The 12,906-nt window shown below is 67.5% G+C and carries 10 protein-coding genes; all 10 read right to left on the bottom strand.

Annotation, left to right across the window (positions count from 1 at the left end; translation table 11 throughout):
* Window positions 1-51 precede the first annotated feature (51 nt).
* The 10 genes from rpoB to ACIBGM_RS28020 all read right to left on the bottom strand — a co-directional run bounded on the left by rpoB (window position 52) and on the right by ACIBGM_RS28020 (window position 12,905).
* Window positions 52-3,534 (bottom strand): DNA-directed RNA polymerase subunit beta, encoded by a 3,483-nt coding sequence (gene rpoB / locus ACIBGM_RS28065; protein WP_360527707.1) that lies wholly within the window; start codon window positions 3,532-3,534, stop codon window positions 52-54.
* Window positions 3,535-3,806: 272 nt separating this feature from the next.
* Entirely contained in the window at window positions 3,807-4,502 is a 696-nt protein-coding gene (locus ACIBGM_RS28060; RefSeq protein ID WP_360527704.1) for a hypothetical protein, read from the bottom strand.
* Window positions 4,502-5,002 carry a hypothetical protein gene (locus tag ACIBGM_RS28055; RefSeq protein ID WP_360527701.1) on the bottom strand — a complete coding sequence of 167 codons (501 nt, stop codon included), beginning with the start codon at window positions 5,000-5,002 and terminating at the stop codon, window positions 4,502-4,504. Before ACIBGM_RS28055 ends, ACIBGM_RS28060 begins: the two co-directional genes overlap by 1 nt.
* Window positions 4,999-6,288 (bottom strand): MlaD family protein, encoded by a 1,290-nt coding sequence (locus tag ACIBGM_RS28050; RefSeq protein ID WP_360527698.1) that lies wholly within the window; start codon window positions 6,286-6,288, stop codon window positions 4,999-5,001. The genes ACIBGM_RS28055 and ACIBGM_RS28050 overlap by 4 nt, the downstream gene beginning before the upstream one ends.
* Complete coding sequence (locus tag ACIBGM_RS28045) at window positions 6,285-7,502, bottom strand: MCE family protein (protein ID WP_396387211.1); 1,218 nt, start codon at window positions 7,500-7,502, stop codon at window positions 6,285-6,287. Before ACIBGM_RS28045 ends, ACIBGM_RS28050 begins: the two co-directional genes overlap by 4 nt.
* Window positions 7,499-8,686 (bottom strand): MCE family protein, encoded by a 1,188-nt coding sequence (locus ACIBGM_RS28040; protein WP_396387210.1) that lies wholly within the window; start codon window positions 8,684-8,686, stop codon window positions 7,499-7,501. Before ACIBGM_RS28040 ends, ACIBGM_RS28045 begins: the two co-directional genes overlap by 4 nt.
* The gene (locus ACIBGM_RS28035; protein WP_396387209.1) at window positions 8,686-9,699 is read right to left on the bottom strand and encodes an MCE family protein; all 1,014 of its coding nucleotides are present in this window, start codon (window positions 9,697-9,699) and stop codon (window positions 8,686-8,688) included. The genes ACIBGM_RS28040 and ACIBGM_RS28035 overlap by 1 nt, the downstream gene beginning before the upstream one ends.
* Complete coding sequence (locus ACIBGM_RS28030) at window positions 9,696-10,745, bottom strand: MCE family protein (RefSeq protein ID WP_396387208.1); 1,050 nt, start codon at window positions 10,743-10,745, stop codon at window positions 9,696-9,698. The genes ACIBGM_RS28035 and ACIBGM_RS28030 overlap by 4 nt, the downstream gene beginning before the upstream one ends.
* Window positions 10,742-12,070 carry an MCE family protein gene (locus ACIBGM_RS28025; protein ID WP_396387207.1) on the bottom strand — a complete coding sequence of 443 codons (1,329 nt, stop codon included), beginning with the start codon at window positions 12,068-12,070 and terminating at the stop codon, window positions 10,742-10,744. The genes ACIBGM_RS28030 and ACIBGM_RS28025 overlap by 4 nt, the downstream gene beginning before the upstream one ends.
* A gap of 4 nt (window positions 12,071-12,074) precedes the next feature.
* Complete coding sequence (locus ACIBGM_RS28020; protein WP_396387206.1) at window positions 12,075-12,905, bottom strand: MlaE family ABC transporter permease; 831 nt, start codon at window positions 12,903-12,905, stop codon at window positions 12,075-12,077.
* Between the last annotated feature and the right edge of the window lies 1 nt (window position 12,906).

Genomic DNA, 12,906 nt, shown 5'->3' with positions numbered 1-12,906 from the left:
TAGTAAAGATGGTCTGAGTGAGTTGTGTGTTGATCTCAAGCGGCAACCCGCTCAGACCTCTTCAACGCTGTTCGGCTCGCGCCGGGACAGGTCGATGCCCAGTTCCTCCGCGGCACGGAAGACGTCCTCCTCGCTGTCGCGCATCTCGACCCGGCTTCCGTCGGACGAGAGCACTTCCACGTTCAGACACAGGGACTGCATTTCCTTGACCAGAACCTTGAAGGACTCCGGGATACCCGGCTCCGGGATGTTCTCGCCCTTGACGATCGCCTCGTACACCTTGACCCGGCCGACCACGTCGTCGGACTTGATCGTCAGCAGTTCCTGCAGCGCGAAGGCGGCACCGTAGGCCTCCAGGGCCCACACCTCCATCTCGCCGAACCGCTGACCGCCGAACTGGGCCTTACCACCCAGCGGCTGCTGGGTGATCATCGAGTACGGACCGGTCGAACGCGCGTGGATCTTGTCGTCGACCAGGTGGTGCAGCTTCAGCATGTACATGTAGCCGACACCGATCGGCTCCGGGAACGGCTCACCCGAACGGCCGTCGAACAGCCGGGCCTTGCCGGTGCTGTCGACCATCCGGACGCCGTCGCGGTTCGGCAGCGTGGAGCCGAGCAGGCCGGTGACCTCCTCCTCCTTGGCGCCGTCGAAGACCGGGGTGGCGACATTCGTCATCGGGGCGGCGGAGCCGGCGCCGATCTTGATCAGCCGCTGGGCCCACTCCTCCTGGTTCTCCCCGTCGATCTCCCAGCCGCGGCTGGCGACCCAGCCGAGGTGGGTCTCGAGCACCTGGCCGACGTTCATCCGGCCGGGCACGCCCAGCGGGTTCAGGATGATGTCGACCTGGGTGCCGTCCTCGAGGAACGGCATGTCCTCGACCGGCAGGATCTTGGAGATGACGCCCTTGTTGCCGTGCCGGCCGGCCAGCTTGTCGCCGACCGAGATCTTCCGCTTCTGGGCGACGTACACGCGGACCAGCTGGTTCACGCCCGGCGGCAGCTCGTCGCCGTTGTCGCGGTCGAAGACGCGGACGCCGATGACGGTGCCGTTCTCGCCGTGCGGAACCTTCAGCGAGGTGTCGCGGACCTCACGGGCCTTCTCACCGAAGATCGCGCGCAGCAGCCGCTCCTCCGGGGTCAGCTCGGTCTCGCCCTTCGGGGTGACCTTGCCGACCAGGATGTCACCGGTGGTGACCTCGGCGCCGATCCGGATGATGCCGCGCTCGTCCAGGTCGGCCAGCATCTCGTCGGAGACGTTCGGGATGTCCCGGGTGATCTCCTCCGGACCCAGCTTGGTGTCCCGGGCGTCGACCTCGTGCTCCTCGATGTGGATCGAGGTCAGCAGGTCCTGCTGGACCACGCGCTGGCTGAGGATGATCGCGTCCTCGTAGTTGTGGCCCTCCCACGGCATGAAGGCGACCAGCAGGTTGCGGCCGAGCGCCATCTCGCCCTCGTCGGTGCAGGGACCGTCGGCCAGCGGCGAGTTGACCTCGACCCGCTGCCCGGCGTCGACCAGCGGGCGCTGGTTGATGCAGGTGCCCTGGTTCGACCGGCGGAACTTCGCCAGCCGGTAGGTCTGGTACGTGCCGTCGTCGGCGGCGATCTCGATCAGGTCGGCCGAGACCTCCTTGACCACACCGGCCTTGTCGGCCACGACCACGTCACCGGCGTCGACCGCACCGCGGTACTCCATGCCGGTGCCGACCAGCGGCGCGTCCGCGGTGATCAGCGGAACGGCCTGGCGCTGCATGTTGGAGCCCATCAGCGCGCGGTTGGCGTCGTCGTGCTCGAGGAACGGGATCATCGCGGTCGCCACCGACACCATCTGGCGCGGCGAGACGTCCATGTAGTCCACGTCCTCGGTCAGCACGAGCTCGACCTCACCGTGCCGCCGGCGGACCAGCACCCGGTCCTCGGCGAACCGGTTCTCGTCGTTCAGCGCGGCGTTCGCCTGCGCGATGACGAACCGGTCCTCCTCGTCCGCGGTCAGGTAGTCGACCTGGTCGGTGACCTGGCCGTCGATGACCTTGCGGTACGGCGTCTCGACGAAACCGAACGGGTTCACCCGGCCGTAGCTGGCCAGCGACCCGATCAGGCCGATGTTCGGGCCTTCCGGGGTCTCGATCGGGCACATCCGGCCGTAGTGGGACGGGTGCACGTCGCGGACCTCGAAGCCGGCCCGCTCGCGGCTCAGACCACCCGGGCCGAGCGCGTTCAGCCGGCGCTTGTGGGTCAGGCCCGCGACCGGGTTGGTCTGGTCCATGAACTGCGACAGCTGGGAGGTGCCGAAGAACTCCTTCAGCGCCGCCACCACCGGACGGATGTTGATCAGGGTCTGCGGCGTGATCGCCTCGACGTCCTGGGTCGTCATCCGCTCCCGGACCACCCGCTCCATCCGGGCCAGGCCGGTGCGGAGCTGGTTCTGGATCAGCTCGCCGACGGTGCGCAGCCGGCGGTTGCCGAAGTGGTCGATGTCGTCTTCCTCGACCACGATCTCACCGGTCGGGGCAGGCAGCTCGGTCTTGCCCTCGTGCAGCGCGACCAGGTACTTGATCGTGGCGACGATGTCGTCGATCGTCAGCACCGCGGTGTCGTGCGCCTCGTCGCGGCCGAGCTTCTTGTTGATCTTGTACCGGCCGACCTTGGCCAGGTCGTAGCGCTTGCCGTTGAAGTAGTAGTTGTCCAGCAGCGCCTGCGCGGCCTCGCGGGTCGGCGGCTCGCCCGGACGCAGCTTGCGGTAGATGTCGAGCAGCGCGTCGTCCTGGCCCGAGGTGTGGTCCTTCTCCAGGGTGAGCCGGATCGACTCGTAGTCGCCGAACTCCTCCAGGATCTGGGCGTCGGTCCAGCCGAGCGCCTTCAGCAGCACGGTGACGTTCTGCTTGCGCTTGCGGTCGAGCCGGACGCCGACCATGTCGCGCTTGTCGACCTCGAACTCCAGCCACGCGCCGCGCGACGGGATCACCTTGGCGGTGAAGATGTCCTTGTCCGAGGTCTTGTCCGGCGTGCGCTCGAAGTACACACCGGGCGAGCGGACGAGCTGGGACACGACGACCCGCTCGGTGCCGTTGATCACGAAGGTGCCCTTGCGCGTCATCAGCGGGAAGTCACCCATGAAGACGGTCTGGCTCTTGATCTCGCCGGTCTCGTTGTTCATGAACTCGGCCGTGACGAACAGCGGCGCGGAGTAGGTGACGTCCCGCTCCTTGCACTCGTCGACCGTGTTCTTCGGCGGCTCGAAGCGGTGGTCGCGGAACGACAGCGACATGGTGCCGCTGAAGTCCTCGATCGGGGAGATCTCCTCGAAGATCTCTTCCAGGCCACTGGGGCCGGACAGGTCCGACCGGCCCTCGGCCTCGGCGGCGGCCACCCGGGCCTGCCAGGTTTCGTTGCCGACCAGCCAGTCGAAACTGTCCACCTGCAGCGCAAGCAGATCCGGAACCTCGAGAGGCTCGGAAATCTTGGCGAAGGAGATGCGGCGGGAGCCGGAAACGTCGGAAATGCTGTCGGACTGGGGGTTGCGCGAGGCGACCAAGGGGCGTCCTTCCACGGGCTCGCAAAGAATCACTTCGGTGCTGGGAGCGCACGCCGAACCGCCCCAGTCAAGTCGAGACCCGAAGCCAGGGTGGGGTAAAGGCAGCGCAAAGCAATAGGCTACCCGATCAGGGCAAGCCTGTCCAGTGCGGCCCGATACTATGCCTTCGGACCACCCACTCCGTCAAGGATCGACCCGGGTTCTCCAGCGGGTCTGCAGAAGATCCTTGCCCGCGAGCCGCCCGGCACGTCCTGTCCGGAGTCACAAAGAGACTACAGTCCGGCGATCTCCTGGACCAGCCATTGATCGCCGTTTCGGACCATCGTGAACCGGGTCCGGTTCAGATCGACCCGGGGCTTACCCTCCGTGATCCTACTGGTCGTTGTCTGGTTGACGAAGATGATCAGCGTGACCCGGTCGGCGTTGCCGTCGCGGACCCCGACCTCGCGGACCTCGGCGCGGACCGTCGCCTTGGTCTTGGTGGCCAACTCGCCGGCCACCTTGGCGGTCTCGTCGAACTTCCCGGCGAACTCCGGGGTCATCGTCGCCCGCGCCGCGGAGAAGCTTTTGTCCAGGTCACGGTAGTCGTAGCTGAGCGCGGTCTCGGCCGCCTTGCGCCCGGCCGCGGCGGCCTGGTCGCGGGCGTCCTCGGCCTGCTTGCCCTGCCACGCCTTCACGCCGAGCACCGCCGCGAAGGTGAGCACCAGCACTACGAGGACGCCGAGCAGCGCCGACAGCGCACCACCCAGCGATCGACTCTCTTCATCACTTTCCGTAGCCGAAACGGCGTCCTCGACCACCTCTTCAGGGGCGTCTGGGGCCTCGAGTGTGGTCGGGGTCACTTCCTCTTCGACGGTTTCCGGGGCCTTCGTTGTCACTTCAGCCGGAGCTTCGACGGCCGGCGCCTCGACGGCTGGGGTACGGCGCTGACCCGCGATGCGCGGGCGGCTGCGAGGACGGTCCGGCATCAGCCCACCGCCTGCAGGTCGGCGGTCAGCCAGCGGTCCTGCTCGCGGACCAGGTCCAGCTTGATCCGGTACCGGCGCTGCACGCCCTGGGTCGAGGCGGTGTTCGTGACCACCGCGTCCACGATCACCAGGACCTGGGCGGAGTCCTTGTCGTTCGAGACCACCGCGGCCTCCTTCACGTCACCCTTGGAGGTCGCCTTGTTGGTCTGCACCTCGGCCTTCACCACGTTCAGCCCGGCCTGGAACTCCTGCTTGAACTGCCCGGTGGAGTCGTCCAGCACCCGCTTGGTGTCGGCATCCCAGGTCTTGTAGTCGTACGTCGTGAAGTCGAGCGCCAGCTGCCGGGCCGCCTTCATCGCGCCTTCGCGCTCGGTCTTGTCCTCGCTCTGCCGGTTCAGCGCGACGATCGAGAGGGTGGCGGCGGCCAGCGCGACCACCAGCACGACACTGAGCGCCCAGGCCAGGATCAACGGGCCGCGCTTGGAGTTGCTTACAGTCACTTGCCGGTCACCGGTCCGAGGATGAGGGCTTTCCAGGAGTCGCTGCCGAGCAGGTCGGCCTGGCCGCCGGTCGAGCCGAGCACCAGTTCCGGCATTCCGCCGGAGCCGCCCGCGACTCCGGTGGCCGGGTCGTACCCGACGCCGTACCCGGTCCGGTTCAGCGAGCGGGAGGACGGGCTCGGCTTGTTCTGGGCACCGCGGACGTTCACGCCGGACGACGGGTTCGCGGTGCAGGCGGCCTTGGTGTTGGCCGGCTTGTTCGCGGTCTCCTGCGGGATCCGCTTGTCGGTCCCGCCGTACCCGGCCCGGCAGGCGGCCGGGTCGAGGCCGAGCACCAGGCCGAAGTGCGCGTCGTAGTGCCCGGTCCCCTTGTCCTTGGCCGGTACGACGTACCCGCCCATCGACACCGCCGGGTACACCACCAGCAGCTGCTCGACGGCGTCCAGCCGGACCGCGGTCAACTCGTTCACCGTCAGGAGGTTACCGAGCAGCACCGCGACGTCCGCACGGTTCTCCTGGATCAGCGCTGTGACCTGGGTCGACGCGCCGGAGCCCTGGTCGATCACCTGGCGCAGGTTCGCGTCGGAGCTGACCAGGGTGTCGGACAGCAGGGCGAGGTTCTTCGCCCAGGTCTTGATCGCGTCGCCGCTGGCCACCTGGGTGGCGAGCACGGTGTCGCCGTCGTTGATCAGCTTGATCGTCTGCAGGATGTTCGCGTCCGCGTCGTCGATCAACTTGCCGGAGTTGTCGATGATCCGCTGCAGGTCGGTGCCGCGGCCCTTGAGCGCCGCGCCGAGCTCGCGCACCGTGGTCCGCAGGCTCTCCTTGTCGACCGAGTTCACCAGCTGGTCGAGGTTCAGCAGCAGCTCGGTGGTGTCGATCGGGACCGCGGTGTCCTCGCGGGCGATCCGCGAGTTGTCCTGCAGGTACGGGCCGCCGTCGCGACGCGGCTGCAGGTCGACGTACTGCTCGCCGATCGCGGACCGGTTCGCGACCACTGCGACCAGGTCGTTCGGGATCTTCACGCCCTTGTCGATCTGCAGGTTCACCTGAACGCCGTCGGACAGCAGGTCGAGGTCCCCGACCCGGCCGACCGGCTGGCCGCGGTACGTCACCTCGGCGCCGGAGAAGATGCCGCCGGACTCGGCGAAGCTGGCGCTGACGGTGTAGTCGTCGTCGAACAGCAGCTTGTCGATCTGGGCGTACTTGCCGCCGACGTAGGCGACGCCGACCACGGTGATCAGCAGGAACACCATCAACTGGATCCGGACCGTTCTGGTGATCACTTCGCCACCCCCGGCATCAGCACCTTGGCCAGCTCGGGATCGAAGCCCGAGCGGTTCAGTGTCGGCGTGCAGACCGGCAGGCCGAGGACCGTCGTACACGTCGTCCCCGCGCCCGTCGGCACCGGCAGCGACGGCAGGCCGCCCGTGGTCGGGTTGTGCAGCGGAATGCTCAGCCCGGCAGTCGGGACGGCCGTCGGCCCTACGGTCGGCAGGTTCACGCCGAGCAGGCTCTGCAGGGCCTTCTGGGTGTTGACGTCCAGTGTGATGCCCAGGTTGGTGAAGTCACCCTGGACGGCCTTCGCGGCGGCGTCCGGGAACGGGTAGGTGAACAGCAGCTCGAGCGACTTCGGCAGGTCCTCCCCGGCCTGGGCCAGCTTGGTCAGGATCGGGTACAGCGACTGCAGGTTGGCCACCAGGTCCTTCTGCGACGCGGTGATCACCCGGGTGGCCGTGTTGCCCAGGGTCGCCAGCGCCTGCAGCGTCTTCACCAGGGCCGCGCGCTGCTTGTCCAGGGTCGCGATCGACTTCGGCAGCGAGTCGATCGCGGTCGCCAGCGTCGCCTTCTGCGCGTTCAGCTTCTTGGCCAGCGCGTCGACGGCGGCGATCGCGGTGACGATCCGCTGCTTGTTCTGGTCCAGGGTGCCGACGAACGTGTTCAGCTGGGTGAGCACGCTGCGGATGGCCGGCTCGTTGCCGGTCAGCGCCTTGTTCAGCTCCTGGGTGATGATCTGGAGCTGGGCCACGCCGCCGCCGTTCAGCAGCAGCGAGAGCGCGGACAGGACTTCTTCGACCTCGACGTTGCTGGTGGTCCGCGACAGCGGGATGACCTCGCCGTTGTCGAGCTTTCCGCGCGGCTGCTCCGACCCGGTCGGCGGCGACAGCGAGACGAACTTCTCGCCCAGCAGGCTGGTCTGCCGGATCGTGGCCAGCTCGTTGTCCGGGAGCTCCAGACTCTTCGGCAGCCGGATCCGGACCTTGGCGACGTACCCGTCCAGCCAGACCTTCTCGACCATGCCGACGGTGACGTCGTCGACCTTCACCGTCGACTTCGGCACCAGGTCCAGGACGTCGGCGAACTCGACAGTGACCGTGTACGACGGCCCCTTGATCTTGGCGCCACCCGGCAACGGCAGCGAGTACACGCTGAACCCGCACCCGGTCAGCAACATGGCCATGCCGAGCAGTCCGGCGACGATCGTCGTACGGCCTCTCATCGGACCAGGCCTCCCAGGGTCGGGTCGACCGGGTCTGGGCTCGACAGCTTCGGGGCCGGCGGTGCGGCCCACGGCGTACCGGCCGGGCCACCGCTGGCCGGGGCGCCGCCGCTGAGCTGGCTCAGCAACGGCAGCTTGGCGAGGGCGTCGAAGACCGGCTTCAGCGCCGTACAGGTCGACATCGGCCGGTTCACCTGGCGCAGGAGCGAGCAGATGAAGTCCGCCGGGTCGTCGAGCTGGGCCATGTTCAGCCGCTGGTCCAGCGTCCCGTACTGCGGGTTGTAGACCCGGGCCAGGTTGCCGAGGCCGAGCGGTGCAGTGTCCAGCACCTCCGCGATCGCGGCCTTCTCCTTGACCAGGATCTGCGACAGGTCGGTGGCGCTGGAGATCGTCGTCTTCAGCAGCGCCCGGTTGTCCTTCACGAACGTGGCGACCTCGCCGAGGGCCGTCGCCAGCAGCGACAGCGCCTTGGCCAGGTCCTGGCGTTCACCGGCCAGCGTGGTCGAGGTGGCGGCGAAGTTGGTGTTGAACTGCCGGACCAACTGATCGTTCGCGGCCAGCGCGGACACGAATGTCTGCAGCTGGCGGATCGTGGCGAACAGGCTCTGCGAGTTGCCCGCCAGTGTGCCGGTCAGCTTGGACACGTCGGTGATGGTCTGGTTCAGCTTGGCGCCCTGGCCGTTCAGGTTCTTCGCCGAGACGTCGAGCAGCCGCGACAGTGCGCCCTGGTCGTTCGCGCCCTTCGGGCCTAGCGCCACGGACAGGTCGTTCAGGCTCTGGTAGATCTGGTCCAGCTCCAGCGGTACGGCGGTCCGGTCGATCGGGATCTCCGCGCCGTCGGCCATCACGTCGCCCTTGGAGTACGCCGGCGTGAGCTGCAGGTACCGGTCGGCGACAATCGACGGCGCCGCGATCACGGCCTTCGCGGTGGCCGGCACCTTGTGCTTGGCCTCCCACCAGAACTTCACCCGCACGGTCCGCCCGGCCGGGGTGACGCTCTCCACCTCGCCGACCTTGATGCCCAGGATCCGCACGTCGGAGCCGGGATAGACCGACACCGCCCGCGGGAAGTACGCCGTCGCGCTCACCCGCTCGGGGTTCGACCACAGCGAGATCACGCTGACCGCGACGATCACCAGGACCACAGCGATCGCGACCAGCCGGGACAACGACTGGATCTTCATCAGCCGCCACCTCCCAGGATCGGCGGCAGCCCGGGAATCGGGACCGCCGGCGCCGGGATCTCCGGGACCGGGACCAGGTTCTGCAGGTAGACGTCGAACCACGGCCCGGTGCCGAGCGTGTTGGTGAAGACCCGGACGAACGGCGCCAGGCCCTTGATGCTGGCGTCCAGGTCGTTCTGGTTCTTCAGCAGCACTGCCAGTACGGCGTTCACCTTCTGCAACGTCGGCGCCAGGTCCTTGCGGTTCTCCCGGACCAGCGCGGTGATCTGCGCGGACAGCTTCTGGGTCGACACCAGCAGCTGGTGGATCAGCGCCCGCCGGGCCTGCACGGCCTGGAACACGGTGTTGCCGTCCTTCATCAGCTTGATCAGCTGCTGGTTGCGGTCGGCAAGGACCTTGGTGACCACGTTCGAGTGTTGCAGCAGGAGCTTCAGCTGCTCGTCGCGCTTGGCCACGTTCCGGGACAGCCGGGACAGGCCGGTCAGCGACGCCTGCACCTCTTCGGGCGTGTTCTGGAAGGTCGTCGACAGCGTGTCCAGGGCCCGGGCCAGCTGGGCGGTGTCGATCCGCTCGGTGGTGTTCGCGAGATCGCTGAAGGCATCCACGACGTCGTACGCCGAGATGGTCCGGGCCAGCGGGATCTCGGCGCCGGCCTTCAGCTGACCGTCGCCGGCCGGAGTCAGCTTGAGGTACTTCTGCCCGAGCAGCGTCTTGATCTTCATCTCCGCGCCGGTCTGGTCGCCGAGCCTGACGCCCTTGTCCACCACGAAGTCGACCCGGACGTGCGTGCCCTCCAGCTCGACCTTGCGGACCTGCCCGACCCGGACCCCGGCCACCCGGATCTCGTCGTTCGGCTTCAGGCCGCCGGCCTCGGAGAACTGTGCGGAGTACTTGGTCCCGCCGCCGATCAGCGGCAGGTCCTGCGCCTTGAACGCGGCCAGCATGATCAGCCCGAGCACGGTCAGGCCGATGACGCCGACGGTCACCTGGTTCTGTTCGCGGAAGGGCTTCACGGCTTCTGGCACCTCGCCGAGTTGTTGTCGTAGGCAACCGGGATGCGGGTGCCGGTCGGCAGCGTGACGTTCCCGTCGAAGTTGCACAGGTAGAAGTTGAACCAGGAGCCGTACGACGCGGTCCGGGTCATCGTGTTCAGCTTCTCCGGCATGTTCTGCAGCGTCTTCACCCAGATCGACTGGGTGTCGTCGAGCGTGGACGCGACGGTGCGGAGCCGGTCCAGGTCGGCCTTGAGCGGCACCCGGGTCTGCTGCAGCAGGCCGGCCGTCTTGGTGTTCAGCGAGTTGATCGAGCCGACCGAGTTCAGGATCGGGTTGATGTCCTGGCTCAGGCCGGTGATGAACTGCTGCAGGTTCACCAGCAGCTGGGAGAAGTTCTGCTGCCGCTGCGAGACGATCTGCAGCGTCGAGGTCAGGTTGGTGATCAGGTCGCCGATCACCTGGTCGGCATCGGCCAGCGTGGTGGTCAGCGAGGCGGTCCGGGCCAGCAGCGACTCGATCGTGCCGCCCTCGCCCTGCAGCACCTTGATCACCTCGAAGGCGAACTGGTTCACATCCGCCGGGGTGAGCGCGGTGAACAGCGGCTTGAACCCGTTGAACAGCACCGACAGGTCCAGCGCCGGCGTGGTCCGCTCCTTCGGGATGACGCCGTTCGACTTCAGCCGCTCACCGCCGCCGACGCCGTCGGTCAGCGCGATGTAACGGTTGCCGACCAGGTTCCGGTACCGCAGCGTCGCGTGCGTGGAGGCGTCCAGGACCTGGTCGGAGTCGACGCTGAACGTCACCATCGCCAACCCACTCTGACCGGCAGCAGTCTGATAGAGGGCGATCTTGTCGACCTGGCCGACCTTCACGCCCGCGATCCGGATGTCGTCGCCCTTGTTCAGCCCGACCGCGTCGGTGAACACGGCCCGGTACTTCGTGGTCGGGTTGAAGCTGATGTTCCCGATCGTCACCGCCAGCAGCGCGGTCGCGATCGTGGTGACGACGACGAAGATCGCCAGCCGCACGGTGTCGAAGGTGGTCTTCCGGTCCAGGATCTTCACTTCAGGTTCACCTGGCCTCCGCGCAGCAGGGGCCCGACCATCAGCGTGGTCAGGTCCGGCACGTCCTCCGGCGCGACGCCCAACTCCGGGCCGACGACCGAGTCGATGACCTTCTGCTCAGCCGGGGTGCCGACGCCCTGGGTGTCCATCGCGAAGCCCGGCATCGCGCGGTTCAGCTGGAGATTGAGCGGGAAGCGCTGGTTCTTGTTGTGGTCGCCGATCACGCCGTCCTCACCGGTGATGTACGGCGCCGGGTTCTCCTGGGTGTACGGACCCGGCTTCTCCCCCGGGTGGCTGTAGTTCTTCCCGACGCAGGTCGGCCCCCGGTGGTCGTCGTACGCCGGGAGTTCGTTCGGCTCGTACGGCGTCGGCTGGTTGGTGATGATCTCCAGGTTGATGTTCAGCCGGCCGTCCCGGAACGTGTCGTTCAGGATCGGCGCGGTGTCGGTCATCACCTTGAGGAAGCAAGGAAACTCCGGCGAGTACCGCTCCAGCAGGTCAAGCACCGGCCGGCTCACCTCGCCGAGCCGGATCACGCGGTCCTCGTTCTCCTTCAGGAACGTGTTCCCGGTCGAGGACAGCCGCTGGACGTCGACGAAGAACTGCTGCAGCTGGATCTGCTTCTCCACCACGGTGTTCCCGGTGACGGTCAGGTTGCGCAGCGCGCGGACGAGGTCCGGCGTGGCGTCACCGTACAGCTGGGAGACCTGGGTGAGCTTGGTCAGCGCCGCCATCAGCTTCGGGACGTTCGGGTTCAGCTTCTTCAGGTATGCGTCCAGCTGGGTCAGCGTGCCGGCGATCTCGGCGCCGCGGCCCTCGAGCGCGGTCGCGAGGGTGTTCAGGGTGGCGTTCAGGTCGGCCGGGTCGACCGCCTGCAGCAGCGGCAGGGCGTCGTTCAGCACCTTCTCGATCTCGATGCCGACCGCGGTCCTGTCCCGCGCGATCACGTCGCCGGCCTTGATGTGCCGGCCCTGCGCGCCGGTCGGCGGGACCAAGGCGACGTACTTCTCGCCGAACAGCGTCTTCGGCAGGATCCGGGCGCTGACCGCGCTGGAGATCTCGTCGATCTCCTCCGGCTTGAGGGACAGCTCGACGGTCGCCTCGTCGCCGTCGGTGGACACGCTGCGGACCTCGCCGACGATGATGCCGCGCAGCTTCACGTCGGCGTGCTTGTTCAACTGCAGGCCGATGTGGCTGGTCTTCAGCTCCACCTCGACGGTGTCGGTGAAGACCTTGGCGTAGAACGCGTACGTCAGCCAGAGCAGGAAGCACAGCACGCCGATGAACGCGACACCGAGCACCTTGTGGGACACCAGTCTGGTCATGACGTCACCCCGCCAGCCTGACGGTGGTCGTCGTACCCCAGATCGCCATCGACAGCAGCAGATCGACGACGTTGATCACGACGATGGAGGTCCGTACGGCGCGGCCGACGGCGACACCCACACCGGCCGGGCCGCCGGTCGCGTGGTAGCCGTGGTAGCAGTGCACCAGGATCACCAGGACGGCGAAGACGAGCACCTTCCCGAACGACCACAGCACGTCCCCGGGTGGCAGGAAGAGATGGAAGTAGTGGTCGTAGGTGCCGGTGCTCTGGCCGTAGAACATGGTCACGGTGAGCCGGGTGGCGAAGTACGAGGCGAGCAGGCCGACCACGTACAGGGGGATCACCGCGACCAGGCCGGCGATGATCCGGGTGGTGACCAGGAACGGCAGCGACGGGATCGCCATCACCTCGAGGGCGTCGATCTCCTCGCTGATCCGCATCGCGCCGAGCTGGGCGGTGAACCCGCAGCCGACGGTCGCGGCCAGCGCGATGCCGGCGATCAGTGGGCCGATCTCGCGGGTGTTGATGTAGGCGCTGACGAACCCGGCGAAGGCCGAGGTGCCGATCTGGTTGAGCGCCGAGTAGCCCTGCAGGCCGACCTCGGTGCCGGTGAAGAAGGCCAGGAAGGTGATCACGCCGACGGTGCCGCCGATCACCGCGAGCGCGCCGGTGCCGAGCGTCACCTCGGCCAGCAGCCGGATGATCTCCTTGCGGTACCGGGTGATCGACTTGCCGGACCAGGCCAGCGCCTTGAGGTAGAAGGCGAGCTGCTCACCCAAACGATCGAGTGAGTTGAGTGGCTTCTTGACCAGCGTGTCCACCAGGGCCGACATG

The sequence above is a fragment of the Kribbella sp. NPDC050470 genome (genome assembly GCF_044458365.1).
Lineage (GTDB): Bacteria > Actinomycetota > Actinomycetes > Propionibacteriales > Kribbellaceae > Kribbella.
The sequence above is the reverse complement of the archived record's forward strand: the minus strand, read 5'-3'. Positions and strand labels throughout refer to the sequence as shown.